Here is a 25297-nt window from a genome sequence, read left to right as displayed (position 1 = left end):
TTGGCGGTATGACGAGCATATCGGTCGCATAAGAGAGGGGGTTATCATTTGGTGCCAAAAGTTTTTCCTTTGGTGCCAGGATGGCTAAAGTGAATCCTCGTCCTTGAAGGTTGCATCCAGATATCGTTATGGCCGTCACTCACTACATTAATAACAGTTACCTGTTACGGTTCAGCGAACTGGTACTGGCGCGTCGCGGCAATATGGCACAGCTATACCAGTTGGCGGGATTAAATATGAAGGCAGTACAGGGAGATAATGTCCTGATTCCGCTCGCCGGCTTTGTGCGTTTGCTGGATATCAGTGCAGAGTATTTGGATTTCCCGGATATAGGTTTGGCGTTGGCGTCGAAGCAGGATGTCAGCACGCTGAGCCCTCTGGTATTGATGCTGAGCAACTGCCAAACTGTAGAAGATATGATTGATACGGTAGTTAAGTATTTTCAGGTCATCGTATCGGGCATTAGTATGAAGGTAGTTCGCCAGGGTGACTCCATAACTCTGCAGTTTGAAACGTCCCTGCGCTCATTAATGAATAGTGTCCAGTTCCAGGACTATGTTCTGGCAGCAACGACAAAAACCCTTAGGGAGGTGACTGGGAATAAATATCCGTTGCGAAGTGTCTACTTTGTTAGAGAAGACTCTGATTCCGCGCGGTTAGAGTATTACACTTCCTATTTTGCTTGCCCGATTGCTTATGGTAGCGAACGATTGCAACTGGTAATCGATAATAAAGTCTTATCAGAATCGATCGATATATTCGCTCATCTTGCCAGTGCGCGGATGCAGATGATGCTAGAGTCCAGGCAAGATATTGCCGACGATGTGATGAAAATAATCGGCCTCTACTTGCCTAGTGGGAATGTCACTATTGATAGCGTTGCCCAGTCGCTTGGGTATACCCGACGAACCTTGCAGCGGCGATTGGATGACGCATCCACTACGTTCAGTGCCCTTATAGAAGCTGAACGAGCAGTGCGTGCTGAACAGTATTTAAAACATACCCGGTATCGCCTGACCGATATCGCTGCCCTGTTGGGTTACAGTAATCTCAGTTCATTCAGTCGAAGTTGTCAGCGGTGGTACGGTGTTGATCCCGGTAGTATTCGAAAGGCTCAACAGGATGATCCGGCGAATGCTGCCTTTCCCAGGTAATTGATGGTGATGAAGCCCCCATTGTCGCTCGCCGGTTTGCATGAGCATCAAAGCTGTGTCGTTTGCCAAAACGTTCAGGGAGTCCCCGCCAATGGCTCCTACTCTGTGATATACAAGTTCGCATCGGTGACGGTTAACTTGGCTCGCTTCTGGTTCCTTCGTTAAACGGGAACCGATGCTCGATCATTATTCATTGCTCCAAATGCTGTCCCAACCCTGACCTTTGGCCGGATGCTTGCATTTGCAGCCGCCAACTTTGTAATAACAGGATCTGTTGGGGCCTTTATTTTTTCCTGAAATTTTTGTGCTGTAATTGACTACCGAGCTGCCTCCGGTGCCACGATTAACACAGTGGTCACCGTAACATTGGCAGTAATTGCCTGTTGTTACACCGTAGGAGTAATGGCAATCTTCATCGCGCCGACAGCCCACCACGGGTTGTTCACAGCGATAGCTGGCATAGGCTTTATCGGTCTGGATAAAGCGTCTTAAGGTGACGTTTTCTTTCTTATCTTTAACGAGGCTGCACCCGCAGCCATATTGCTGCTGGCAATTGGAAGCAACAAAGCCTTCAAAATACGCCTCCAATGTGCGTGCTCTATTTTTCATTGATTGGTTGCTGCCTGCACGATTGAGAAACAGTTTCCAAATAGGGGTTAATGAATATTGGACGCCATCCTGCTCTGTATCGGCGGTGTCAGAAAACTTTGCCAAAAGCTCCGGTGTGATAGCGGCTCCTCCGGCAAGCTGGCTTCGCAGTGTTTCATCGCCTCCGAAAGCGGTGGGGTTGCTGGTATAATCGGTTAGCTTCACGCTTTCAATCTGCTTTTGATTAATGCCTTCGCATCCGTTGAGCGACAGCATGCCAGCCTCGGTGGGTAACTTTTGGGCGGAGATACAAGCAGCAATGGCAAGTTCTGATTCATTGACCGATTTATAGGGTTTTTTGAAGGTATAGTTGCGATAACGAGCTCCTGCTCGCACCTGATCGACATAATGGCTGCCGTATATTTCCAGAAAGCGTTGATAGGGCTCCCAGGCTCTGGTCCGGGATGGATCGCTAACAGGGTAAGGCAGAGCATTAAAGGCTTCCAATAAGGTTTGATCGAGTTGTCCTTTGCCTGTGCGAGCAGTTATGCATTCTGAAGAGAGGGTAAACAGTTGCTTGTAAGCGTTGAACTCATAAACGGAACCGGCGATGGTTGTCGTGCGATCGACACTTCGTTGGCTGGCAGCGCTAAGGGAAGTCGAGAGCACAGCGACATTGGTCAGAGAGACCCCGACCTTGGTGTCTGAATTGAGATAACCGAAATAAGCTTCTGTTTTGGTCCAGGTATGAACCTTGCTGCTGGATTCTTTGCTTTTCGGATCAAAGACTACGCAATTGTCATCATCCAGGTTGGCGAAGACCTGGCGGCCTTGCCCTGCAGCAATCGGTCGTCCCAGATCAGTTTCCGGTAAATATATGGCACTGCCTACGGTCGATTGACTTGCACCCAGGTTACCGGTAGTTGAAGGTGATAATGAAGTGCAGCCCGTCAGCAATAGCGAGATCAAAGCAACAAAATGAAAGCTGAGCCGGGCACGGTTGGAATTGATGGAGAGCATAGGGGAGGCACCTGAACGAATAAGCAGGAGATATCCCCATAGCGTAGTTGAGTAATATCGGGAGTTAAGTTTATTTAGCAATAGTTGGTTGTTGCTATTATCTCGTTATCTGTTTTTAGAAACGATGGTGCGAATAGTACTCGCGTCTTTCTGTTCGATGGCTGAAATGTTATTTATCTCGAAACTATAGCAGCGTTCTAAATATGCTAACCCAAATACCGCACAGACAGACCAAACTAAAGCCAAAAGTAAAAAAACGATAGCTGACGTTGTTGCTGCCCAAATGAATAAACGTATGGACAATGCGTGCGACAACAAACAGCCAGGAAAAAAGTAGCACCGAAAAGCTGTCGTTGTGGGTCAGATAAGAAAGAATAATACCGATATAAAAGAGTGGCGGTGTTTCAAAATGGTTCTGAACATGGCGGGCTAAAAGGTGTAATCGTCTGGGTTGAGTGCCTTCATCGTAGGTGCGGAAAAAACTGATCTTTACCTGATGATTTCGGATGGCAATAAAGCGCAAGAAACCCATATAAAAGATGACCCCTAATGTGAGGCAAAACATCGCAAAGGCGGGGTACAAAATCGTGGAAGAACTCATTGGTTATCCTGTTGGATTAATAATTATTGTAAATGGGGAGAGGGTGCCTGGGTGGGTTGTGAAAATCCGCTCAGGTTACTTGCTGCCAAGCATTCGTTTGATACCTCGAATGACAAAGTCGATTTGATCGGCCCGCATGGCACGGCGCAGCGCTTTGAGCATTGAACGGCGCATGCGTTGTTTACTCTGACGGTGAGCGGATAAATCCAGCGAGGCAAAATGGGTGGCCCATCGCTTTGCTTCTGACTTAAGTTCGCTGGCGGGTACAATCTGATCGAGGAACCCTGCGGCCAATGCACTTTCTGGATGATAGTGCTCTGAGAGTAAAACCGTTCGATCAAAATTGGCCGGCTTCAAACGTTGACGGCAGATCTCGATGGCCGAATAAGGCATTGTCAGGCCAATCTCGACTTCGTTGGCGGTGATTTTGCTTTTTCCCTGTACGCCAATTCGGTAGTCTCCCGATAGCAACAGGAACGAGCCCATTGCTATTGCATGGCCGTTGCAGGCGATAATCACGGGGGTTGGGAACGACAGCAAACGGTGGGATAGGCGAAATCCGCCCATCAACATGGCAAAGGTATTTACCACGCCGGTTTTAAGGATCTTCAAATCAAAACCCGCGCTAAAGATTTCTTCTCTACCGGTGAGAACAACGACCGCGTTAACGGCTTCTGCCTGATCCAGGGCACGGTTAAGCTGATCTAGCATGGTTGGGGAAATCAGGTTATTTTGCCCGTCGTCCATAGTAATGGTGGCGATGTTGCTATCGATGGTGCAGTGAACCAGGGGTGATTGCTCTGGAGTCATGGATGTTCCTTTGCGGTACGGTGCTTGTGTTGAAAAGTCTATAGGGTCATCCTGTAGTGGGCCTAACAACTCAGGGTTTCTGTGCAATAAAGTAACTATGAAGCTCCGGGTACTGATCGTATTCAAAATGCTTGAGCTGACAACCGCTATCTGTAATAACCTTGATAAAACCTGCCACACCCAGGGAGGCATAATAGACTTCGGGCCCCATATAATCATCGGTATGTTCTCCGGCCTGATCGACGGCGCCTGCGGAAAAAATCAAGATACCTTTGCTATTAAGGCAAGAGGCCAGAGTCGACAATAACCGGGCTTGTTGTTTAAGCGGAACATGCCAGATGCTATCCCAGGCGGTGATCAGGTCGTATTTTCGTGGAGCCACCCATTCGCAAATATCGTTGTGATAGAACCTGAGAGCGGGATGCCTTTGCTGTGCCAAAGCAATCATCTGCGCTGAAACATCGATGCCTTCCGGGTCAAAGCCATATTCCAGCAATAAATCAATAATACGACCGTTGCAACCGCAGCCGACATCCAGTGCGTTTCCCCTGGCGTCGGTGAAGGCGATTGCTCGCCGATGTTGCTCGATTCCGTTTTGTCGATTGAAATCATCGCTTTGCCACAACTGAGTAATGGTATCGTAAGCCTTGCCAATATCTTCGGGATTCATTGGGTGCTACCAGATTAAGTATTATGCAGTAATTATTTCAAATATTTTTCATAGCTGAAATAAATACCAATACGGGCGGATATAAAAATAAAATTGAACACACCCGCAAAGAAAATAATCGCCGGGTTGTGTTCGGTCTGGTTTTGCAGAAGCAGCAGCAAAGCAAGATTGCATAAAATCATCAACGTCCAGAAGGCCAAACCGGTTGGGAAACGGCCGGTAAATCGATTGAGCTTACCCAAACTGGAACCAGGATGTTCCAGGCAATCGGCGTGGTAGGGTTGTAGCAGCTTGCCGGCAACAGCCAATTGATCCCTATTGTCGATCGCTTGCTGACATTCTGTACAGATAATGGTTTTCATTGTTTTTGGTACCTTAATCTGCCGTCTCTATTGCTTGCCAATGGCTTTGTCTAGAGCGGCGCGAGCCAATAATCGGGTCGAGTCCAGAGTGGGCAAAGACGCGTTGGTATCATTAATGATCAATGGGATTTCGGTGCAGCCCAGAACCACGGCATCGCACGCTTGCTGTTTTAAATCATCGATAACCGATTGAAAGTAACGGACACTTTCCGGGCGAAAATCGCTGTACACCAGTTGGGACATAATAATGTTGCCGATCTGCTCAATCTGCTGTTGATTAGGGCGCGCAAAATCTAATCCTTGTCGTGCAAGCGCATCGGGGTATACCGAGCTTCGCACCAGCCAGCTGGTGCCCGTGATCCCGACCTTTTTATAGCCTCGAAAGACAGCTTCGCGGGCGACCACATTGGCAATATGAATCCAGGGCAGAGGGCTGCGTTCGGCTACCCAGTCGAAGGCTTGATGGATGGTGTTGTCGGGACAGATCAGAAAGTCGGCACCGGCGTTAGCCAGAATATGAGCGGACTCCAGCATCAACGAACCCACGCCTTCTATATCGCCGGTATTGAGACAATCGACATAGCGAGCTAACGAGGGCGTATGCAGGGTGATCTCCGGGTGCTCGTGAGGCCCCATGAGTTTGGGTGCCTCAGTGCAGATGGTCTTATAGCAGAGTGCGGCGCCTTCGGCGGAGCAGCCTACGATGCCAATGTGAAGTGACATAGAATGAGTACTCTGTGGTGGTGATTATATTTTTGGTCTGTAAAATGGCTACAAATATTTTCTTAATAGGTTAAGGGTAAAGCATGGCATCGCCATCAAACCGTATGTTTCTAATAGTATTTTTCATGCTGCTTGCTATCGCAGCCTATTTTCGTTTAACCGCCATAACGCATACAGTGGTTGATCACCCCATAAGAGGGGATGCAAGAGACTATTACAGTTATGCATTAAATATGAACAAATTTGGGATATATTCAAAGAATCCAGGGGCGCTAATGGGGAAAGACTCTATACCCTCACCCGATGCTGCAAGAACCCCGGGGTATGGCCTATTCTTATCCTTGTTTGTTGATCAGTATCCGACAAAAAAGCAATTTCTGAATATCACATTGGCACAAGCTTTGGTTGGAGTCATTACTGTACTCTTGGTGCTCATAATTGCTCGTCAATTAATGCCTTTACCTTGGGCTGTTTTGGCGGCCGTGATGACAGCAATATCTCCACAGCATATTGTTTCAAGTACGTATTTTATCACAGAAACACTCTTTTCATTTTTCCTGATTGCTTGTATTTATTGCTTGCAAAAGCAGTTTAAGTTCCCTTTGAGATTATGGTTACCAGTCGTAAGTGGTGTCTTGATTGGTTTAGCTGCGCTTACCAGGCCTACCCTGCAATATTATGTTCTAGCTATTTTCCCCTTGATATTCATGTATATGCCAAAAGCGGTACGGCTGAAAAGCTCTTTGTTGCTGGTGGTGGGGTTTTCGTTAGTGATGTCCCCCTGGCTTATTCGTAATGTCACATCACTGGGTGAGATGAGTGATTCTACGCTGGCAATCAATGGTCTGGTTCATGGGCATTATCCTAATATGATGTATAACGACATCCCGGAGAGTTACGGCTACCCTTATAGATATGATCCTGAAGTTCATGAACTGAGCACGAGTATTTCTGCGTCCCTATCCGGTATTTATAATCGAGCACTATCTTCACCTAAAGAATATTTGGAATGGTATATTTTGGGTAAACCTCAATCCTTTTTTAGTTGGAACGATGCAGCCAGTACCGGTGATATCTATACATACCCAGTTGTTTATACGCCATACTTTAATAATCCACCGTTTGTTTGGACGAAAGCCTTTCTAGAAAAAACCCATCCTGTATGGATTATACTTGCCTTATTGGCTGTAGTGTTCTGTTGTTATAAATTTTTTTCAAAAGGCAGTAAGTCAGATGAAAATTCCTTGTTATCCATTTCATCAGTAACGGTTGTCTATTTTCTAGCTATTCATATGGTTACTTTTCCTTTAGCGCGTTATTGCATTCCTATACTTCCGATTATCTATTTGTTGTCTTCATACGTTTTGTATAAAGCCTTTTCTAAAATTTCTGTATTTAAAAGGTCGGAGTTGAATAATGCATAACAACATTCGAGTTGCAGTATTACTTCCTTGCTTTAATGAAGAGGCGGCAATTGAGTCGGTTGTTAGGGACTTTCGTGAATCTCTTCCTGATGCCGAAATATTTGTATTTGATAATAACTCTACTGATAGAACCGTAGAGTTGGCTCGAAATGCAGGGGCTACCGTTTTTCTCGAAAAGCACCAAGGTAAAGGCTATGTGGTGCGTCGAATGTTTTCAGATGTTGATGCAGATGTTTATGTATTGGCTGACGGGGATGGCACCTACTTTGCTCCAGCTAGTAAGCTTATGGTTGAAAAGCTTTTATCCGACAACCTCGATATGGTTGTCGGAGTAAGGAAAAGTAAACCGCAGGATGATACTTACAGGATGGGGCACCATTTTGGTAATCGATTGTTTACGAAAATCGTGGGATTCATATTTGGTAATGAGTTTACGGACATCTTGTCAGGATACCGAATCATGTCGAGACGTTTCGTCAAATCTTTCCCCTCAAACACCAGAGGGTTTGAGATAGAAACACAGTTAACAATTCATGCTTTAGAATTGACTTTGCCCTGTGAAGAATATCCAACCCCATATGTGTCACGAGTAGAAGGCAGTGAAAGTAAGTTAAATACCTATAGGGATGGATTTAGAATTTTGTTCACTATAGGAGTTCTGTTTAAAGAGACGCGGCCTTTTTTGTTTTTTGGTTTGATGGCTGTTATGAGTGCTTCTCTTTCATTCGCTTTAGGATTGCCTATTATTGTCGAATATATTGAGACGGGGCTTGTTCCTCGGATCCCGACGGCGGTTCTGGCTTCTGGAGTTGGTGTGATGTCTCTTATTTTTATTATTGCAGGTATTACATTGGATACAGTTAGCAGAAAGCATAGAGAGTTAAAACGCTTGTTTTACAATAGTTTAAGCAGTGTTAGGGGGAAGCTCTGAACGAAATTCCACGCTGGTTAAAGTTTACGGTCGTAGGAGGAGTTGGGTTTTTTGTTGATGCAGCGATTTTATATGTTTGTGTTCACGTTGTAGGTTTTGGTCCAATAGGATCAAGAATTGCCAGTTTTTCAATCGCGCTATTGGTAACCTGGTTTTTTAACCGAACCTTCACCTTTGAGAGCGCAGGACGATTTAGCCGTAAGCATGAGCTTTTTTTATACGCTGTCGCCAGTGTTGTTGGTTTTACAGTAAATTTCTCATTTTACGCCTTGTTAGTGATTCTGTTTAGTACTATGTCTGAATACCCACTTCTAGCATTGGTACCAAGCTCTATAGTCGCTGCATTTGTAAACTATTTTGGTGTCAAAAAAATAGTATTTCGAGCATCGTAGGTTGGTGGCTTCCAGTCGTCGACTTATTGATATGCATGGTTTTTGAATGCTTCAGAGAATGTGGCCTATTTATAATCATTTTTAAAAGCCCCGTTTGAAGAGCCTGAGAATTGGGGCAAGTTATCGGTGATCTCATAAAAACCGGCTTTTTCGCCAACGAAGATATGCCCCATGGTTTTAAGCTTGTCTGGGGTGTCGAGAGAGCCGGCAATAATCCCTGTGGCATCCAGATCGAAGGGCTCCCAGAACAGGCTCGATCCGCACTCGCGGCAAAAACCACGCCTTGCTACATCGGAGGTTTTGTACCAGGCAAGCCCTTTATCTTCTGTAAGGCGGATGTTTGCCTTTGGCGCTTTCGTGTGAGGGCCAAAGTTGCCGTGCAAACGTTGGCACATGCTGCAATGGCAATTAACAACATCGCGTAAGGGGCCCCTCACCTCATAACGCACGGCGCCACACAGGCAACCGCCTGTTGTGATTTTTGTTTGATCTTCCATAGCTATAAATACCTCCTTGTCATCGGCGATTGATGAGAGGTGTCTTAGGGCACCTTTGATTGATTCAGATGAACTCTGGCTTTCAGGCGAATCCAGAATCGCGGCACGTCTTTGCAGTAAGGTCCAGACCTTTCAAAAAGGCGTAACAAAGAGTTTGGGTTCGCCTGAAAGCCCCGTAGGGCGGCCCTAAAAATGGTTTTTCTCGGTGTTGAAGCCCTTGTCCAGGTCTTGACATGAACGGCGAGCTTCGCCTTGATAAAAACCATTTTTAGGATCCGCAGAGATCTATCCGAATTAATCAGAGGTGCCCTAGTATTGTCTACTCCGAAATTGATCGTGGAAAATCTGTTAATAGCTAATAATTCCCGCCCAACTTAAGGCCGCTACAATGACGGCCCCTGAGCCGATAATGATTCGTAGATAATGCACAAGATGCGTTCCGGGATGAATTACATTCACTGACGGATCGGAGGGTTTATAGTAGATGGCGACCGACGTGGACGACTGGATGTTATCGATTATGGCTTGTGATTTTTTCTTATCGGTAGCGCTTGCACTGAAGTCATATTCGGTCCCGCTATAGGTTTTTCCGTTGATCGTAAATTGGCAGCGAATATTCGGAGTATAGCGTTTCGATCCTTTGGATGTGCGCCATTCTAGCGAGCAACCTAGTAGCTTGGCTTCAATTTTTGGCCAACGAACACTTCGGGCCGCATCCTGCCAGGTGATCAGGCCGGTTATCAAAATAAATACCCCCAAAACGATCAACAAAAACCAGGCAATTGCATCCAGCCACTGATAAGGGGTGAAGACTGCGGCCGGCGCGACAATCATAAATACAATCAGGAAATAGGTCGAATAGATGCTTCTTCCAGTAGCGATACTCATCAGTCCATTGGGCATTGCTGTAGGGCTCTTACTCGGGGCTTGAATCGCTATAGAATACCATCAGGGTCACGGATTTGAGCAAGTGTGAATTTGGGTAAACCGCTGTCGGGTGCAGCTTACCCGCGGAAATAATCGATCAGATGCGATATATAATGGCATCCCTCTGATTGGGAAACAGCCGCCGGTCTAATTCGGTTGCACCCTCTTTACACTCGCCTCGAATGCGAGCAAGTCCGCGTCGGCTGAAGTGATCGAGTTCGATATAACCTTCTCGACAGTACCCGGTGTCCTCAAGGGCGTTATCGATGCTATCGGTCAGGGCTTCCAGTAACGGATTGGTATTTGATTGAACCTGGCGTTTCTGGCTATGCCCGCCACCGGGTGGCCGATTTGTGCGGGACTTTTGTGTTGGTTGCTCGGCAACGGAATGCTTGACGGGTAAGGTCTCGTAGACAAACAGCTTGAGGCCATTGTCCTTGATATCGGTCTTTAAGGCGGCAGCTTCTAAAGGTGGAGGGTTATGCCCTCGGCCGGAACAGGCGGTTAGTGTGAGAGCGATTAGCACAAGCGGAACGATCTTGTAGTACGGCATGTCTGAAATCCATTGCTGAAGTATTCTGTACAGAGTGGCCGTATTATTTTGGATTAGCCCCTCAAGTTCAGTGTTGTTGCGTCGTCAACGCAATCAGGTTGTGATACTGACAGCAATCGATAATAAGGGGCGTCAGGGGAGTGTAAGGGATTGGTAAGGAGGGCGGCGAAAAAGAGACGAATGCATTCACCGCCGGTTTTGTAACTCGGATGGATGCTCTGGTGGCCGGCCTTGTGGTTACTCCACAATCTCGGCTTTCAAGCTGCTGACAAAATCGACCACATCCTTGCATTCCTGCTCGGGAACGCCCAGCTCGGTCATGGTGTCGCCGGCGTGTTTGAAAAACGCCTGCCAATCGGCTTCGCTCACGCCCATGCCTTTGTGGGTCAGGACCATATCGCGTCCGGTGTAGAGTAACGGGCCGCCGGCATTGGCGCAGAGATAATCGATCAGCAGCTGTTTCTCCCGCTCTATGCCGTCGGTGCCCCGGTTCTGCCAAAACCGGCCCAGTAAATCATCGCCCTGAAGGCGGGGTAACAGATTGTTGACAAAGGCATTGATTCCATCATAACCGCCGAGGCGCTGGTACAGGGTTGCTTGGCTCATGGTGCTTTCCTTTATCTACGGGGGGAGAGTAAAGGAGTATAGCCTATGGGGCTTATCTGAAATGGGGCTGTGGAAAATCAGAAATCTGGTGGTTTGGCGGCGCGTTTCGGAGCAGGGGAAGTCTGGTTGATGCCCTCAACTCGATGTCACCCAAAGTACCTCGGCATCTTCTTCGCTGATCGAGATCAGGGCGTGGCCCATGCTGCCGTCGTAGTAGCTGCTATCGCCGGTTTCGAGGTCGACGGGTTCGTAGAATTCGCTGTAGAAGCGAACCCGACCACTAAGAATAAGTAAAAATTCCTCACCTTCGTGACGAACCCAGTTGGGGTAGTCGTCGAAAGAGCGCGAGCGCACGATTGATTTGTAGGGCAGCATGCGTTTGTTGCTGAGCTGGCTGGCCAGCATCTGGTGCTCGTAGGTGGGGGTGGGATGCAATCGACCTTCGCCGCTGCGGGTGATGTCCCGTCGACCGGCGCTGCGGGATTCCTTGGCCGAGGCAAACAGCTGGGGAATGTCGATATTCAGGCCTTTGGCCAGTTTTTGCACCGCTTGAAAAGTAGGGGACAGTTGCTCGTTCTCGATCTTGGACAAGGTCGAGCGGGCCAGTCCGGTACGTTGGCTGGCCTCTTCCAGGGTCAGGTTATGACTCAGCCGAATCTCCCGCACCCGTTTGCCCAGCTGTAGGTCGGTAACCTGGGATTCGCTGTCGCTTTGCTTGGACTCAAGGGCGTTCTCCCGTTGAATTTCACGTTCCCTGTCCAGCATGGAGGCTGGGTTTTCCTGGTCCGACATGTCTGACTCCCGGGTGTTTCCTAAAGTGAACGGGGTTAACGAAACGCTCTTGTCAGCGTTCTTTGGTGCCCTGATATGGTGGAAAATAATACACCAATCCCACAGAGCAACCAATTTGTGGGTACTTTTAGGTGATATATCTACTATTAATGGATAAGTTTCCTATACGAAATAAAAGTTGACCATGTTTCCTTGTGGGGTTACTCTCGCCTCTATTGATAGTGGCGGCCCTGCATGCAGTGACCGTCGATAGAACGGATCGCAGCGCGACAGGCGTTAGTGCAGGGCGCGCAACGACAATAACCATAAAGAGCCGTCACCCCCGTGGCAGGGCGCAAGCAGGCGGTTGAATTTCGTTTTCAGGCAGCCTGGCCAGGCAACGTATCCGGAGCATCCCCATGTCGCTCAGCATTTTCGATCTCTTCAAGGTGGGCATCGGCCCCTCCAGCTCCCATACCGTAGGGCCTATGTGGGCGGCTCAGCGTTTTCTTGCCTTGGTGGTATCGAAAGGGCTGTTCGAGCGTGTCGGCCGGGTGCGGGTCTCCCTTTACGGCTCGCTGGCGATGACCGGTAAAGGGCACGCCACGGATACGGCGATACTGCTGGGTCTCAGCGGTGAGCGTCCAGACCGGATTGATCCCGATGATGTTGCGCCACTGTTGACCGGTATTCGCCAGCAGAAAACCCTGTTACTGGCCGGTAAACGGAAGATCCCTTTCGATGAAACCAGCGACCTCTGTTTTTTGTTTGGCGAAAGCCTGCCCCAACATCCCAATGGCATGCTGTTTGAGCTGTTCGATACAGCAGGCATACGACTCTTTTCTCGCCAGTATTTCTCCGTCGGTGGGGGCTTCGTGCTCTGTGAAGACCAGATTTCCGAAGCGTCATCCAAAGCCGATAGTCAGCCGATTCCCTACCCTTTTGAAACCGGACTGGAGCTGCTTGATCGCTGCAACGAGAGTGGCCTGAGTATTGCCGAGGTGGTGCTGGCCAATGAGCGCGCCATGCGTACGAACGACGAAGTAGAGAATAATCTGCGTCAGATCTGGCAAGTGATGGAAGCCAGCATCGAGCGCGGTTGCCGCGAGCAGGGTGAGCTGCCCGGTGGCCTGGGTTTGCAACGTCGAGCCTATCTGCTGCGTAAGGAGCTGACCGATAAACCCGAAGCCACTATGTGCGATCCACTCAATGTGATGGATTGGATCAATCTCTATGCGATGGCGGTTAACGAAGAGAACGCTGCCGGCGGCCGTGTGGTGACAGCGCCGACCAATGGCGCCGCGGGCGTGATTCCGGCCGTACTGTCCTACTACAATCGCTTTGTCCCCGGGGCCAACGAGCAGGGGATATTTACCTTCCTGGCGGCTTCCGCGGCGATCGGCATGCTGTACAAAAAGAACGCCTCTATCTCGGCCGCCGAAGTCGGTTGCCAGGGTGAAGTCGGGGTAGCCTGTTCCATGGCGGCCGCTGGCTTGGCGGCGGTGATGGGGGGCAGCAACGAGCAGATCGAAAACGCCGCTGAGATTGGCATGGAGCACAACCTGGGGCTCACCTGCGATCCGATCGGCGGCCTGGTACAGGTGCCCTGTATCGAGCGCAATACCATGGGTGCGGTGAAAGCAATTAATGCCGCCCGGCTCGCCCTTCGAGGTGACGGTTCTCACCAGGTGCCCCTCGATAGCGTGATCGAAACCATGCGCCAGACCGGCGCCGATATGCAAGCCAAATACAAGGAAACTTCCGAGGCAGGGCTGGCGGTTAACGTCGTCGCCTGCTAGTCCCGGATAATTGATGCCTGCTCGTACGAATGTGAACGATTAGATGGCGTCTCAGTGAAAAAGCAACGCAGTCCACAGCAACAAAATACCCCGAACAGAGAGGGAAAAAGATGAGCAACAGTAACCTTTACCAAAACGATTCCCATCGCGAACGTTTCTTTTCAGCATCCCTGTCTGAGGTGGATGGGGATATCCAGGCCTCGGTGACTCGCGAATTTGACCGTCAGGAGCGCCAGATCGAACTGATCGCCTCCGAGAACATCACCTCCAAGGCGGTGATGGAAGCCCAGGGTACGGTATTGACCAATAAATACGCCGAAGGTTATTCCGGCCGTCGCTACTACGGTGGCTGCGAATACGTCGATGAGGTGGAGTCCCTGGCGATTGAGCGGGCCAAAAAGATTTTTGATTGCGAGTTCGTCAACGTGCAGCCTCATTCCGGTGCGCAAGCCAACGGTGCGGTGATGCTGGCGCTGTTACAGCCCGGAGATACCATTCTGGGTATGTCGCTGGATGCCGGTGGTCACCTGACCCATGGCGCGCGTCCGGCGCTATCCGGCAAGTGGTTTAATGCCGTGCAATACGGCGTGCGCGAGAGCGATTGCCTGATCGATTACGACGCCGTCGAGGCCCTGGCGGTGGAGCACAAACCCAAGATGATTATTGCCGGTGGTTCGGCGATTCCGCGCCAGCTGGACTTCGCCCGCTTTCGCAACATTGCCGATAAGGTCGGTGCCTATTTAATGGTGGATATGGCGCACATCGCCGGCCTGATTGCCGCCGGCAAACATCCGAGCCCATTACCCCACGCCGATGTGGTGACGACCACCACCCACAAAACCCTGCGTGGTCCCCGGGGCGGTATGATCCTGTCCAACAATCTGGAGTTGGGCAAGAAAATTAACTCGGCGGTGTTCCCCGGTTTGCAGGGTGGCCCGTTGATGCACGTGATTGCTGGTAAGGCCGTGGCGTTTGGTGAAGCCCTGCAGCCGGAATTTTCCGATTACATCCAGCGGGTGATCGATAACGCCCAGGCGCTGGCGGCGGTGATGGTCGAGCGCGGTTGCGACATTGTCACCGGCGGCACCGACACCCATTTGATGCTGGTGGATTTGCGCCCCAAAGGCTTGAAAGGCAATACCGTTGAGGAAAGCCTGGAACGCGCCGGCATCACCTGCAACAAGAACGGCATTCCCTTCGACCCGGAAAAACCGATGGTGACCTCGGGCATTCGTCTGGGTAGCCCCGCTGGTACCAGTCGCGGTTTTGGTGTCGAAGAGTTTCGCCAGATCGGCCATCTGATCAGCGATGTGCTCGACGGTCTGGCCGCCAACCCCGATGACAACAGCGCCGTAGAGCAGCAGGTCCTGCAAAAAGTGGAAGCGCTCTGTGGCCGTTTTCCGCTGTATCGTTAGTCATTGGCCTATTCGATAAGGTCGCCGTTGTTCGCAGCAGAGATCGGGGCAGCGGCGCAACCATTTACACACTTTTTATTCAAACCTTTAACCCAAGTCAGGAACGGATTGATGAGTACTATTCCCGAGAATTTACGTTTTGCGAAGAGCCACGAATGGGTGTTGGATAACGGCGATGGTACGGTTACCCTCGGCGTTTCCGACCACGCCCAGGAGCTGTTGGGCGATGTGGTATTTGTTGAGTTGCCCGAACTGGAACGGGTGCTGGAAGTCGGTGAAGAGTTTTCCCTGGTGGAATCGGTGAAGGCGGCGTCCGATATCTACAGCCCGGTTGCCGGCGAAGTGATCGCGGTTAATGATGCCCTGGACGATGCCCCCGAAACGGTCAATGAAGATCCCTACGGTGACGGCTGGATTGCCAAAATCAAGCTGGCCGATGCGAGCGAACTGAACGATTTGCTCGACGCCACCGCCTACGCGGCTATCGTCGCTGAAAGTGAATAAGCTTGAAATGACAAAAACGATTAAACCTCATTTGTAAAAGGCCATCGATTGCCTCGTTAACAGGATTACCTATGAACGCCCCCACACTTCCCCGTCTTGCTGCGCTTATTCACTCGCAGGCGTTTAGCGAGCGTCACCTCGGACCCGATGGGTCACAGATTCAGCAGATGCTGGAGAGCTTGCAGCTGGAGTCGGTCGATGCGCTGATCGATGATACCGTGCCCGAATCGATCCGTTTGCCCGGGCCCCTGGCGCTGGCCGAGGGGCGAAGCGAATCGGATGTGCTGGCCTACCTGAAAGGCTTGGCGGCGCAGAACCGGGTGCATAAATCCTACATAGGTATGGGTTATTACAATACCCTGGTGCCCAACGTAATCCTGCGTAATATGCTGGAAAATCCGGGTTGGTATACCGCTTACACGCCGTATCAACCGGAGATTGCCCAGGGTCGATTGGAAACCCTGCTGAATTTTCAGCAGATGACCATGGATCTGACGGGTATGGATCTGGCCAATGCCTCCTTGCTGGATGAAGCGACGGCGGCCGCCGAGGCGATGACGCTGTGCAAGCGAGCGAATCGCAAGAAGAGCAACCTGTTTTTGATCGCCGATGATGTGCATCCGCAAACTATCGATGTGGTAACGACCCGGGCCGAGTTTTTTGGTTACGAGATCATGGTCGGCAAGGTGGATCAGTTGCTGGCCGAGCAGGATGCCTTCGGTGTGTTGTTGCAGTACCCGGCCACCGGTGGTGAGCTTTCAAACATCGAGCCGGTGATCGAATCAGCTCATGCCAGCAAGACTCTGGTGGCGGTAGCGGCCGATCTGCTCAGTCTGGTGTTGTTAAAATCACCCGGAGAAATGGGCGCCGATGTGGTGTTTGGTTCGGCCCAGCGCTTCGGCGTACCCATGGGCTTCGGCGGCCCCCATGCAGCTTTCTTTGCCACCCGCGACAGTTACAAGCGCTCGACGCCGGGACGCATTATCGGCCAGTCGATCGACGCCAATGGCAAGCCCGCGTTGCGCATGGCGATGCAAACCCGTGAGCAACATATTCGGCGTGAGAAGGCGACCTCCAATATCTGTACCGCACAAGCGCTGCTGGCCAATATGGCCTCTTCTTATGCGGTATATCACGGACCCGAAGGACTCAAACGAATCGCCGAGCGCGTGTTACGCCTGAGCAGTATTCTGGCCGTCGGCATTCGCTCGATGGGCGACACCAGTGGTCAGTTGCAGGTGCTCAACCAGAGCTGGTTTGACACCCTGAGCTTGCAGGTGAGTGATGCTCAGGCACTGGCCGAGCGAGGTTATCTGCAAGGCATTAACCTGCGGATAATCGACGACACGCGGGTCGGTATCAGCCTGGACGAAACCACCACCACGGATGATGTTGAACAGCTATGGGCGCTGTTGTTAGGTCCGGATCACGGCCTTGAGCTGGATGCGATCGATGCAGCCATCACCGCCGGTCAGCCAGACGGTATTCCCGCCAGCATAAGGCGCACCGATGCCATTCTTAGCCACCCGGTGTTCAACCGTTATCATTCCGAAACCGAAATGCTGCGTTACCTGAAGCGCCTGGAAAACAAGGATTTCAGCCTGGCCCATGGCATGATTCCGCTGGGTTCCTGCACCATGAAGCTGAACGCCAGCGCGCAGATGATTCCCCTGAGCTGGCCCGAGATGGCCAATATTCATCCCTTCGCGCCGCGAGACCAGGTGACCGGCTACCTGCAGATGATCGACGAGCTGGAAGCGATGCTGGTGGAGATCACCGGCTACGACAAGGTTTCCATGCAGCCCAATTCCGGTGCCCAGGGCGAGTACGCCGGGCTGTTGGCGATCCGTAATTATCAGCAAAGCATTGGCGAGGGTCACCGGAATATTTGCCTCATTCCCAGTTCGGCCCATGGCACCAATCCGGCCTCGGCGGCGATGGCGGCCATGAAGGTGGTGCTGGTGGAATGTGATGAGCAGGGCAATGTCGATGTCGAGGATCTGCGCGCCAAGGCGGAAACTCATAGTGAGGATCTTTCGTGTTTGATGGTGACCTATCCTTCAACCCATGGTGTGTTCGAGGAGGAGATCATTGCCATCTGCGACATCGTTCACGCCAACGGCGGTCAGGTCTATATGGATGGTGCCAATATGAATGCCCAGGTTGGTCTGTCCAAACCCGGCCTGATCGGATCCGACGTGTCGCATCTGAACCTGCACAAAACCTTTGCCATTCCTCACGGTGGTGGTGGCCCGGGTATGGGGCCGATCGGCGTCAAAAGTCATCTCGCGCCTTTCTTGCCCAATCATGCTGTGAGCCTTATCGAGGGTCCTGACGCCGGCATGGGCGCGATCGCGGCGGCGCCTTTTGGTAGCGCTTCGATTCTGGCCATCTCCTGGGCCTATTGTGCGCTGCTGGGGGCGGAAGGCTTGAAGCGTTCCACCGAGCTGGCCATTCTGAGTGCCAACTATCTGACCGAGCGGTTAGCGCCCCATTATCCAATTCTGTTCCGGGGCCGTAATGGGCGGGTGGCGCATGAGTGCATCATTGATATTCGCCCGCTAAAGGACAGCTCGGGCATCAGCGAGGAGGATATTGCCAAGCGTTTGATGGACTACGGATTTCATGCGCCGACCATGTCGTTCCCGGTGGCGGGCACCTTGATGATCGAGCCCACCGAGTCGGAATCGAAACAGGAGCTGGACCGTTTTATCGACGCCATGATCGCCATTCGCGAAGAGATTGCCCTGGTCGAAAGTGGTCACTGGACGCTGGAAGACAATCCGTTGGTGCGGGCTCCCCACACTCAAGGCGATCTGGTCAGTGATTGGGATCGTGCTTATTCCCGCGAACAGGCTGTGTTTCCGGTCGAAAGTTTGCGCGAAGGGAAATTCTGGCCCAGCAGCAACCGCATCGACAACGTCTACGGCGACCGCAACTTTATTTGCGGCTGCCCGTCTATTGATAGCTATCGGGATTAACCCTAAACGCCGTTATTGGTGACAAAAGGGAAATCGTTAAGCCAGCAGGGCTCAGTCTCTGCTGGTTTTTTTGTGGAGGTTATCGCTTGCTGCACAGACGATAAGCAATCGTTGCTCTAGTGCGCAGGCGCCAGAGACAGGCAGCAATCGAGCAGCACTTGTTTCAGCCAGGTCTGGCCCGGGTCCATGGTCTGTTGATCACGCCATACGGCAAAGCAGGGTACTTCAAAATCGAACGGAGAATCGGTGCTGTAAAGGTCGAACTTTTGTTGATAGTAACGGGCCAGGCGGGCCGGAACCGTGCAAATGGCCGTTGAGGACTGCAGCACATAGGGCAATGCGTGTAGCGAGTAACTGGTGATGGCCAGTGACCGTTGGTGACCGCGTTGTTTCAGATGCTGATCGATCAGGGGGTAATCTTCGTGGGTCAGCTTCAGTTGGATGTGATCGTAATCGAGGTATTTATCCAGGGTGAACGGGGGCTGGGGATGGGCGGCAAACCGGCCCATAATACAACGTAAACTGTCCCCCAGAGCGTTGACCGAAGAGAGCCCCGGCGCGTCAATGGGCCGGTTGCACAAGGCGATGTCGATGCTACCGGATAATAACCCCTCCTTCACCTGTTGGTGAGAGGCGGGAATGATCTCCAGTTTGATATTCGGGGCGCGCGTGCGAAGGTGATCCAGCAGCAGGGGCAGTATCAGGGTTTCGCCGTAATCGCCCAGTACGATCGTGAAGCCGCGCTGGCTTTGGGAATAATCAAAACCACTACGGTCACTCTCCAGTTGGGCAATATTTTTCAGGCTCTCATGTACCGCCTGCGCCATCTCCTGGGCATGCAGGGTTGGGCTCATGCCTGAGGCTGAACGAGTGAAGAGTTCATCGTTTAATAAGGTGCGCAGTCGCTTGAGTGCATGGCTCATCGCCGACTGGCTGATGCCAACTTTATCGGCGGCGCGAGTCATGTTGCCTTCGCCGTAGATCGCATCGAACACAACCAATAAATTCAAATCTATAGATTGTAAATTCATAAAGTCATGCTCCCTGTCCATAGTTTAACGAACGGTGAAACCCGTTTTTTTTACGTTGTCTTTGTTTACCGTGGTCGGTACGTCTTGACGAAACTGCCCGCTGAATATCAGATGGGTTCGATCAATGCTGGTCCGAAAAGTACTGTTTGATCCACTGATAAAACTGCTCTTCGGTGACGGCCGATAAAGGTATCTGTTGGTATTCACTGGCCGGGTCCTGGTCGCGCAAGCAAAACTGATAATCGACCTGATTGGGTTTGCTGTCGTGCAAAATCAACAGAATACGCTTGCCGGTTTTAAAACAATCGATGGTCATCGCATCGGCAGGGTAACCCGCTTCTCGCATACTGCGCAGTACGCCGATCACCGGGTCGATCTGGCTGAACTCTTTTTGAATTCTGGCCTGGGCAAGCGCCGCAAGATCGCCAAGCTCCAGTATTTTATCGTTGCTCATCGCGTTGTTTCCAATTTAAAAAGGTCTTTGGGAAAAGGGCTTCCGATGGTAGACGATTGAGAAACGAATGTCTGCTGAGGTCGCAAGGAGCCTTTTTGAGCGGCTCCTTGTTCCGGTCGGCTATTGATTAGCGTTCTGCAATCAATCGATCCAGACGTTCCAGGTCGTTCATCACCTGCCAGTAACCACCGCCTTCGACCACGCGCTTTTCCCAGTCTTTCAGACGATTCAGATAATCACGCGGGTCGATATTGTCGGTGCGCAGCTTGGTGACATTGAGGGCGACCACACGAATCCCTTCCAGCTCGATAGGGAAGTCGCGCACGTGACCGCTTTGCAGGTCTTCTTCCAGATCGGAGAAGATCAGGATATAACGCTCGCCGGCACCGGTTTCGTTAAGGAACTCCGCCGCCTGAATCAGGCCGCCGGTGATGTCGGTATGACGGCTGCCGCCGGTAACGCCGTGCACATAGCTGTCCAGCTGCTGTTTGAACATGCGCTTCTGCTGGTTGGCGGTGCTGGGGCGTTCGTCCAGTACGGCCTTGGCGATAATGTCTTTTTCGCTGAAGCTGCCGCTGTCGATTCGGGCCACGGCGATGGAGTCACCGCTGTCCAATGTCCCCAGCAGGTAGTTGACGATGCTTTGGGCTTTTTCCAGCTCCTGGGTGTAGGTACCGGAGGTGTCCATCAGCAGGTAGATGGCGTAGCTGTCGGGGGGCGTTTCGGCGCAACCGGTCAGCAATGACATAACAAGAGTAAGGCTCATCATATAGCGTTTCATGATTCGGCTCCTTGGTGATCGCTGGCAGTCAGGGCCAGAGGTTCGGGTTTGCTGTCTCGTACGGGTTTGTCTTGCTGGCGAACGATCAGGCGTTCGATGCTGAGCGGCACCATAATGATCAGGTCGTACAGGTGTATCAGTACCTTGCAGAAGTAATTGACGGCATTGCCGATCAAGCGTGCGACTACGGCCAGTGCACGCAGCACGCCTTGGCCTATCAAGCCCAGCACAGTACGCAATGAGTGAATAAAGGATTCCAGCGGGATGGCCACGAACGCCAGCGCGAAGGGCAGAATAAAGCCCATCACCATCTGGCCGATGGAAGGGATCCAGCGGAAGTTGGCTTCTACCACGCCGGCGCCGGCCAGGGACTGCTTGAGTGCCTCGCGGTCCAGCGCCAGCAGGTCACGCATATAGGCAAGTGAGGCTTCGACGGTGGCAAGAATGGTCAGGATCAGCAGGGTGATCACTATCATGCGACGGCGCAGAGTATCGTCCAGCGAACCGATGATCGGGAACAGGTGGGTGATGCGCAGGGATTCCAGCAGGAACAAGCCCATCGCGATCTCCACCATAATGATCACCAGCGCGGCGATATCGGATGTCTTCATGGCGCCGATATAGCTGGTACCGCCAACCATTTCCGACATCGGCATGGCAATCAGCTGAAAGTTGATCAGGCCGCCCATGACCGCGATAAACAACACCAGAGCGGAGATAAAGAACTGGGTCAGGGAGGAGGTGGTCAGTCCCTGCAGGGTGGCATCATCCTTGGCGCGAATACGCTCATAGTTTTGCATGTGCTGGTCGATCACCTCGGCGCGCTCTTCCAGGCCGTCGATGTTGCGCTTGACGTTGTCCAGATCACTGATCGCCTGACGCCACAAGGGCTGCATCTTACTCAGGGTCTTGTGAGATTGCTGGCTGTTCTTGTTGTAGGCATCCATGGTCTCACGATGGGCATCGCTGACGGTGTCATGGATCTTGTCGAGGATTTTGGCCACCGCCGGATCACCGTTGCGAGGAATCGCCGCGACGGTCTCTACCACTTCCAACCAGGCCGGAGGCGAGGGGGGTGCCTCGATGGTGCTGTTGTAATCCTGCTCAATTTTGCTGACTGTATCGCTGATTTGGCGGTGCAGAGTGGGATAATGGCTCAGGTCCCGGGCCACGATACCGTTAACGCGTACGAATTCGCGCTCGATGATGCGTTGGCTCTGGGCTTCGCCTTCGGCCAGCAGTATGGCCCGGTTACGTTCGGCCAGGCTCGATTGCCACAGGTTGAGGGAGCGGGCGCACAGGCGCATGGTCCTGTGAATGCTGCGACCACTGGTGCGTAGCAGTTGATGGGACTGATGGCGTCCCAGGTACATAACAAGAATTAGCAGGCTCAACCAGACAACCAGCGACAGCGCGGGTTGTTCGGGCCAGATCATCAGGGCGTTGGTTAACATGGTGTCTCTCCATAACAGTAACGGCTCAGGCTCGCGTTATGGTGTTTGGGTTACAGCGAGCCGCCTGATGACAGGTATACGAGGCACCGGTGAAAAATCGGTGAGAAACGGAAAAATAATCTTGGCAACCGCGAGCGAGTTCACATAATGGCCAGCATTTTCTGGGTCGAGGACCAAAGCCACTGGATCGACAAGTTCAGTCCAATCCTGGAGCAAACCGATTTCGACGGTGGTGAAAACCAGCTGCAGGTGTACCGCTTTGCCGATGCCGCCAAGCAGCGCATCGCCGAGCTTGGGGTGGAGCAAAAGCCCGATATTGCCATATTGGATGCCCGCATGAAGGGCAACGACCAGGCGGGCTTCGGCGTCTCCAAAGCCCTGCACCGCAAGTGGCCGGAGTTGCCCATTATCTATCTGTCCGAACACAGTGGTACGGGCATCGAGGGCGAGGCCTTTGAGTTGGCCAACACCCAGGATTTTATTGCCAAGCACCAGCGCAATGTCGAGGCGGTACTGTGCTGGCGGATCAAGGCGATACTACGTCAGCAATCGATCACCGAACAGCACACCGCCGACACCATCACCAGCGGCGAGTTGACCATCGACCTGATCACCTGGGAAGTCTACTGGCGCGGGATTAAATTAATGAACCCGACCAACCCCAAACGCCCCCTGCCTCCCATGCCGCGAAAGATTTTGCGGTATCTGGTAGAAGCCTCCCCACGGGCAGTGGGCACCGACCGTATGGCGGAATGCCTGGACGCCGACCCGGAGCGCTTCTCCTACGCCAACTATCGCCAACATATAAAAACCTTGCGTCATGCCTTTGATTTGGCGGAAGGTAAAGAAGGGCACTTTATCCAGCACTGTAAATCAGGCCGAGGCATTGTCACCTTTGGGGATCAGGGGGCGTATTGTTGGGTGAAGTAACGGGTGAACCTGGACAGTCCTGGCGGTTTGAAATGCTGGTACCCAGAGCGTTAAGAAAGGCAAAAGAGATGCATTATCAAAGTAACAGCGACCGAATGCTAACGAGGGAGAATAACCCGTGATCAACCAACGCTTTCCGTTTCCCTGGTTCAGCGCCCTGTTGTTGCTGGGGTTGTGCCTGTACCTGTATTTGCTGGGTAACCCCGATGCGGCACGCTTTTATCGGTTGCCCGAACTGCTCTTTATCTGGCACGTGCAAATATCAGCGATCGCCGTGGTCTTGGTTGTATTGATGATTGATGTGCGGCGCTTTTATCGACGACAGCAGCGCTTTTTGAATGATGTCAGCGACATGCGCGAAGAGGTCAAAGCGCTGAAGGCGAGTAAGAAACAGTTGCAGGCCAAGGCGCACAGTTATTCCAGCCAGACCGATAAACTCAAATTTTTTATCAGCGACCGCTTGCTGGAATACATCGAATACGATGAAAAGTTTATGCACTTCAAGGGGATTGCTGCCGAAGTGCGTCATAACGGTATCATCTGCTATGACAAGTTGCTGACGGCGCTGCAGTTTGCCCGGGACAGCGACAGCGACAATGAGCTATACCCCGAGGCCTTAACCAGCCTGAATTACCTGTGGGATCTGCTCGACCTGTCCACCGCCGATAACATCGCCCTGCATATTAATAATCAACTGAGCGAATGCGAGGAATACTTTTATCAGGCCCAGTTGCAGCGCGAGAAACCCCGTTTGCAAGCCGATACCCTGGCGGCCGAGACTTTGCCCTATACGCCGACATTCAGTGCCCATAATGCGATTCTGCGGGCCATTCGCCCGTTGATGAACGAAACCGATACCCAGGCCATGCAGGAGCAGGAAGAGCGCTGGTGTCATGGTCATCCCCTGACGTCCTTTCATTACGACCTGAGCAAAACCTGCGAACTGCTCGGCAATGAAAATCACTTGGTGCTGGTGGTAGAGAACCTGGTTAAGAATGCCCAGTTCTACAGTGCTCGGGCCAAGTCGGATTGTTCGCAAGCAAAGAAATACCAGAGCTTGTCGATCGCCCTCAGCTCTACCGAGCGTCACGCCAAGCTGGCAATTTACAATCAGGGTCCACATATTCCTGCGGAGATCGCCGAGCAGATTTATCAGCTGGGCTATACCACGCGAAAGGCCAAGGAGCAGCATGGCCGTGGTTTGGGGCTCTACTTTGTCAAAGAGATCGTCAATGGTTACGAAGGCAACATTGAGCACTCTAATATTGATAATCAGCCCGACAGTTACTCCGTACGTATCGAGTTTGAGGGCTCCGGATTTGCGGGGCCTGAAGTGATAACCGAAATGGTCGACATTGCGCTGGATGACGAGCAACGTCTGTGCTGTCATTTGCAATCCGAGCATCAGGATGAAGAACGCAGTGATTCTGAGCACGTCGAGCAGCGTACCGTTGAATGGAAACGCAGCCGCGCCATCAAGAGCGTGGAGATTACCGCTCGCTCATCGGGCCAAACCCATGCCTATCGGGATTTTCCGGTGAATGAAACCACCCATGTGCTCGACCCGGATCATCCTCATATTCCCCGTTGGGCGATTGAGATTCAGGCGCGTAAGCGCTCCAGCAAATTAACGCTGATTCCGCTGGATAACACCGGTGTGCTATTCAACGTCACGCTGCCTCTCGCCGAAACCCAGTTTGAGTACGACGAAGAGGCGGTCCAGGTGAGTGATACTTATATTAACGGCATCGAGGAGAAGTTCCGCTCGATTGATGGCTAGGGCAATTCAGAATGGACCTGGCCAAACAAGCTAAAGATAAGGGTTGTGAACCTCCCCCGCTTTAACGGATACCAACATCTAACTGAAGATGAGGTATCCAATGCCACGCTACAACAATCCAAGAAGAACCTGGCAGTAC

Annotated in this window: 25 protein-coding genes; 10 read left to right on the top strand and 15 right to left on the bottom strand. The window is 51.7% G+C overall.

From position 1 onward, the window contains the following. Positions 1-128: 128 nt before the first annotated feature. Positions 129-1154, top strand: a complete 1026-nt coding sequence (locus MIB40_RS09170) for an AraC family transcriptional regulator (protein ID WP_249693271.1) — start codon at positions 129-131, stop codon at positions 1152-1154. Between the two features lie 186 nt (positions 1155-1340). Here MIB40_RS09170 and MIB40_RS09165 read toward each other — a convergent pair whose 3' ends face one another. From MIB40_RS09165 to MIB40_RS09140, 6 genes are all read right to left on the bottom strand, one after another. Beyond that, on the bottom strand, positions 1341-2762 hold the full coding sequence (locus MIB40_RS09165) for an MAC/perforin domain-containing protein (RefSeq protein ID WP_249693268.1): 1422 nt from the start codon (positions 2760-2762) through the stop codon (positions 1341-1343). Positions 2763-2946: 184 nt separating this feature from the next. Continuing rightward, positions 2947-3363: an MAPEG family protein gene (locus MIB40_RS09160; RefSeq protein ID WP_249693267.1), complete on the bottom strand. Its 417-nt coding sequence runs from the start codon at positions 3361-3363 to the stop codon at positions 2947-2949. A 75-nt stretch (positions 3364-3438) separates the two neighbouring features. Beyond that, complete coding sequence (locus MIB40_RS09155; protein ID WP_249693265.1) at positions 3439-4173, bottom strand: crotonase/enoyl-CoA hydratase family protein; 735 nt, start codon at positions 4171-4173, stop codon at positions 3439-3441. A gap of 70 nt (positions 4174-4243) precedes the next feature. Beyond that, on the bottom strand, positions 4244-4843 hold the full coding sequence (locus tag MIB40_RS09150) for a class I SAM-dependent methyltransferase (protein ID WP_249693262.1): 600 nt from the start codon (positions 4841-4843) through the stop codon (positions 4244-4246). Positions 4844-4875: 32 nt separating this feature from the next. Next, positions 4876-5205 (bottom strand): hypothetical protein, encoded by a 330-nt coding sequence (locus MIB40_RS09145; RefSeq protein WP_249693260.1) that lies wholly within the window; start codon positions 5203-5205, stop codon positions 4876-4878. Positions 5206-5232: 27 nt separating this feature from the next. Then, complete coding sequence (locus MIB40_RS09140) at positions 5233-5928, bottom strand: aspartate/glutamate racemase family protein (RefSeq protein WP_249693257.1); 696 nt, start codon at positions 5926-5928, stop codon at positions 5233-5235. Positions 5929-6011: 83 nt separating this feature from the next. Between MIB40_RS09140 and MIB40_RS09135 the strand changes: the two genes are divergently transcribed. Genes MIB40_RS09135 through MIB40_RS19855 form a run of 3 tightly spaced genes read left to right on the top strand, consistent with a single transcriptional unit; the run spans position 6012 to position 8675 of the window. Then, positions 6012-7352, top strand: a complete 1341-nt coding sequence (locus MIB40_RS09135) for a glycosyltransferase family 39 protein (protein ID WP_249693255.1) — start codon at positions 6012-6014, stop codon at positions 7350-7352. Continuing rightward, positions 7345-8283, top strand: coding sequence for a glycosyltransferase (locus MIB40_RS09130; RefSeq protein ID WP_249693253.1), 939 nt, complete (start codon positions 7345-7347; stop codon positions 8281-8283). Before MIB40_RS09135 ends, MIB40_RS09130 begins: the two co-directional genes overlap by 8 nt. Beyond that, the gene (locus MIB40_RS19855; protein ID WP_406566449.1) at positions 8280-8675 is read left to right on the top strand and encodes a GtrA family protein; all 396 of its coding nucleotides are present in this window, start codon (positions 8280-8282) and stop codon (positions 8673-8675) included. Before MIB40_RS09130 ends, MIB40_RS19855 begins: the two co-directional genes overlap by 4 nt. Before the next feature lie 65 nt (positions 8676-8740). On the opposite strand, the gene MIB40_RS09125 is transcribed toward MIB40_RS19855, so the two are convergent. From MIB40_RS09125 to MIB40_RS09105, 5 genes are all read right to left on the bottom strand, one after another. Continuing rightward, complete coding sequence (locus tag MIB40_RS09125; protein WP_264758506.1) at positions 8741-9172, bottom strand: GFA family protein; 432 nt, start codon at positions 9170-9172, stop codon at positions 8741-8743. Between the two features lie 348 nt (positions 9173-9520). Further along, positions 9521-10075: a DUF3592 domain-containing protein gene (locus tag MIB40_RS09120; protein WP_249693249.1), complete on the bottom strand. Its 555-nt coding sequence runs from the start codon at positions 10073-10075 to the stop codon at positions 9521-9523. Positions 10076-10196: 121 nt separating this feature from the next. After that, entirely contained in the window at positions 10197-10652 is a 456-nt protein-coding gene (locus tag MIB40_RS09115) for a hypothetical protein (protein ID WP_249693248.1), read from the bottom strand. Positions 10653-10889: 237 nt separating this feature from the next. After that, a complete protein-coding gene (locus tag MIB40_RS09110; protein WP_249693246.1) occupies positions 10890-11258 on the bottom strand; it encodes a group I truncated hemoglobin in 369 nt (122 codons plus the stop codon). Between the two features lie 135 nt (positions 11259-11393). Then, positions 11394-12050 (bottom strand): helix-turn-helix domain-containing protein, encoded by a 657-nt coding sequence (locus MIB40_RS09105; protein WP_406566448.1) that lies wholly within the window; start codon positions 12048-12050, stop codon positions 11394-11396. Positions 12051-12448: 398 nt separating this feature from the next. Here MIB40_RS09105 and MIB40_RS09100 point away from each other — a divergent pair, with 398 nt between their 5' ends. From MIB40_RS09100 to gcvP, 4 genes are all read left to right on the top strand, one after another. Beyond that, positions 12449-13828, top strand: coding sequence for an L-serine ammonia-lyase (locus MIB40_RS09100; RefSeq protein WP_249693244.1), 1380 nt, complete (start codon positions 12449-12451; stop codon positions 13826-13828). Positions 13829-13938: 110 nt separating this feature from the next. Beyond that, positions 13939-15243, top strand: coding sequence for a serine hydroxymethyltransferase (gene glyA / locus MIB40_RS09095; RefSeq protein WP_249693242.1), 1305 nt, complete (start codon positions 13939-13941; stop codon positions 15241-15243). 111 nt (positions 15244-15354) lie between these two features. Beyond that, a complete protein-coding gene (gene gcvH, locus MIB40_RS09090; RefSeq protein WP_249693240.1) occupies positions 15355-15747 on the top strand; it encodes a glycine cleavage system protein GcvH in 393 nt (130 codons plus the stop codon). 71 nt (positions 15748-15818) lie between these two features. Then, the gene (gcvP, locus tag MIB40_RS09085) at positions 15819-18728 is read left to right on the top strand and encodes an aminomethyl-transferring glycine dehydrogenase (RefSeq protein ID WP_249693238.1); all 2910 of its coding nucleotides are present in this window, start codon (positions 15819-15821) and stop codon (positions 18726-18728) included. 116 nt (positions 18729-18844) lie between these two features. Here the strand turns inward: gcvP and MIB40_RS09080 are convergent, their stop codons facing one another. The 4 genes from MIB40_RS09080 to MIB40_RS09065 all read right to left on the bottom strand — a co-directional run bounded on the left by MIB40_RS09080 (position 18845) and on the right by MIB40_RS09065 (position 22448). Further along, positions 18845-19759 (bottom strand): LysR family transcriptional regulator, encoded by a 915-nt coding sequence (locus MIB40_RS09080; protein ID WP_249693237.1) that lies wholly within the window; start codon positions 19757-19759, stop codon positions 18845-18847. Between the two features lie 121 nt (positions 19760-19880). Further along, entirely contained in the window at positions 19881-20213 is a 333-nt protein-coding gene (locus tag MIB40_RS09075) for a hypothetical protein (RefSeq protein ID WP_249693236.1), read from the bottom strand. Between the two features lie 127 nt (positions 20214-20340). Further along, on the bottom strand, positions 20341-20994 hold the full coding sequence (locus MIB40_RS09070) for a vWA domain-containing protein (RefSeq protein WP_249693235.1): 654 nt from the start codon (positions 20992-20994) through the stop codon (positions 20341-20343). After that, positions 20991-22448 (bottom strand): hypothetical protein, encoded by a 1458-nt coding sequence (locus MIB40_RS09065; RefSeq protein WP_249693234.1) that lies wholly within the window; start codon positions 22446-22448, stop codon positions 20991-20993. Before MIB40_RS09065 ends, MIB40_RS09070 begins: the two co-directional genes overlap by 4 nt. A gap of 147 nt (positions 22449-22595) precedes the next feature. Here MIB40_RS09065 and MIB40_RS09060 point away from each other — a divergent pair, with 147 nt between their 5' ends. Both MIB40_RS09060 and MIB40_RS19740 read left to right on the top strand, forming a co-directional pair. Next, positions 22596-23378: a response regulator transcription factor gene (locus tag MIB40_RS09060; protein WP_249693233.1), complete on the top strand. Its 783-nt coding sequence runs from the start codon at positions 22596-22598 to the stop codon at positions 23376-23378. 118 nt (positions 23379-23496) lie between these two features. Continuing rightward, on the top strand, positions 23497-25158 hold the full coding sequence (locus MIB40_RS19740; RefSeq protein WP_249693232.1) for an ATP-binding protein: 1662 nt from the start codon (positions 23497-23499) through the stop codon (positions 25156-25158). The last annotated feature ends 139 nt before the right edge of the window (positions 25159-25297 follow it).

The sequence above is a fragment of the Aestuariirhabdus haliotis genome (assembly GCF_023509475.1).
GTDB classification, from domain to species: Bacteria; Pseudomonadota; Gammaproteobacteria; order Pseudomonadales; family Aestuariirhabdaceae; genus Aestuariirhabdus; species Aestuariirhabdus haliotis.
This window is presented reverse-complemented; position numbering and strand designations above follow the sequence as displayed.

Coding starts and splice junctions, on each gene's coding strand:
- MIB40_RS09170 (WP_249693271.1), top strand. CDS start 129: ATGGCCGTCACTCACTACATTAATAACAGTTACCTGTTACGGTTCAGC.
- MIB40_RS09165 (WP_249693268.1), bottom strand. CDS start 2,762: ATGCTCTCCATCAATTCCAACCGTGCCCGGCTCAGCTTTCATTTTGTT.
- MIB40_RS09160 (WP_249693267.1), bottom strand. CDS start 3,363: ATGAGTTCTTCCACGATTTTGTACCCCGCCTTTGCGATGTTTTGCCTC.
- MIB40_RS09155 (WP_249693265.1), bottom strand. CDS start 4,173: ATGACTCCAGAGCAATCACCCCTGGTTCACTGCACCATCGATAGCAAC.
- MIB40_RS09150 (WP_249693262.1), bottom strand. CDS start 4,843: ATGAATCCCGAAGATATTGGCAAGGCTTACGATACCATTACTCAGTTG.
- MIB40_RS09145 (WP_249693260.1), bottom strand. CDS start 5,205: ATGAAAACCATTATCTGTACAGAATGTCAGCAAGCGATCGACAATAGG.
- MIB40_RS09140 (WP_249693257.1), bottom strand. CDS start 5,928: ATGTCACTTCACATTGGCATCGTAGGCTGCTCCGCCGAAGGCGCCGCA.
- MIB40_RS09135 (WP_249693255.1), top strand. CDS start 6,012: ATGGCATCGCCATCAAACCGTATGTTTCTAATAGTATTTTTCATGCTG.
- MIB40_RS09130 (WP_249693253.1), top strand. CDS start 7,345: ATGCATAACAACATTCGAGTTGCAGTATTACTTCCTTGCTTTAATGAA.
- MIB40_RS09125 (WP_264758506.1), bottom strand. CDS start 9,172: ATGGAAGATCAAACAAAAATCACAACAGGCGGTTGCCTGTGTGGCGCC.
- MIB40_RS09120 (WP_249693249.1), bottom strand. CDS start 10,075: ATGCCCAATGGACTGATGAGTATCGCTACTGGAAGAAGCATCTATTCG.
- MIB40_RS09115 (WP_249693248.1), bottom strand. CDS start 10,652: ATGCCGTACTACAAGATCGTTCCGCTTGTGCTAATCGCTCTCACACTA.
- MIB40_RS09110 (WP_249693246.1), bottom strand. CDS start 11,258: ATGAGCCAAGCAACCCTGTACCAGCGCCTCGGCGGTTATGATGGAATC.
- MIB40_RS09105 (WP_406566448.1), bottom strand. CDS start 12,050: ATGTCGGACCAGGAAAACCCAGCCTCCATGCTGGACAGGGAACGTGAA.
- MIB40_RS09100 (WP_249693244.1), top strand. CDS start 12,449: ATGTCGCTCAGCATTTTCGATCTCTTCAAGGTGGGCATCGGCCCCTCC.
- glyA (WP_249693242.1), top strand. CDS start 13,939: ATGAGCAACAGTAACCTTTACCAAAACGATTCCCATCGCGAACGTTTC.
- gcvH (WP_249693240.1), top strand. CDS start 15,355: ATGAGTACTATTCCCGAGAATTTACGTTTTGCGAAGAGCCACGAATGG.
- gcvP (WP_249693238.1), top strand. CDS start 15,819: ATGAACGCCCCCACACTTCCCCGTCTTGCTGCGCTTATTCACTCGCAG.
- MIB40_RS09080 (WP_249693237.1), bottom strand. CDS start 19,759: ATGAATTTACAATCTATAGATTTGAATTTATTGGTTGTGTTCGATGCG.
- MIB40_RS09075 (WP_249693236.1), bottom strand. CDS start 20,213: ATGAGCAACGATAAAATACTGGAGCTTGGCGATCTTGCGGCGCTTGCC.
- MIB40_RS09070 (WP_249693235.1), bottom strand. CDS start 20,994: ATGAAACGCTATATGATGAGCCTTACTCTTGTTATGTCATTGCTGACC.
- MIB40_RS09065 (WP_249693234.1), bottom strand. CDS start 22,448: ATGTTAACCAACGCCCTGATGATCTGGCCCGAACAACCCGCGCTGTCG.
- MIB40_RS09060 (WP_249693233.1), top strand. CDS start 22,596: ATGGCCAGCATTTTCTGGGTCGAGGACCAAAGCCACTGGATCGACAAG.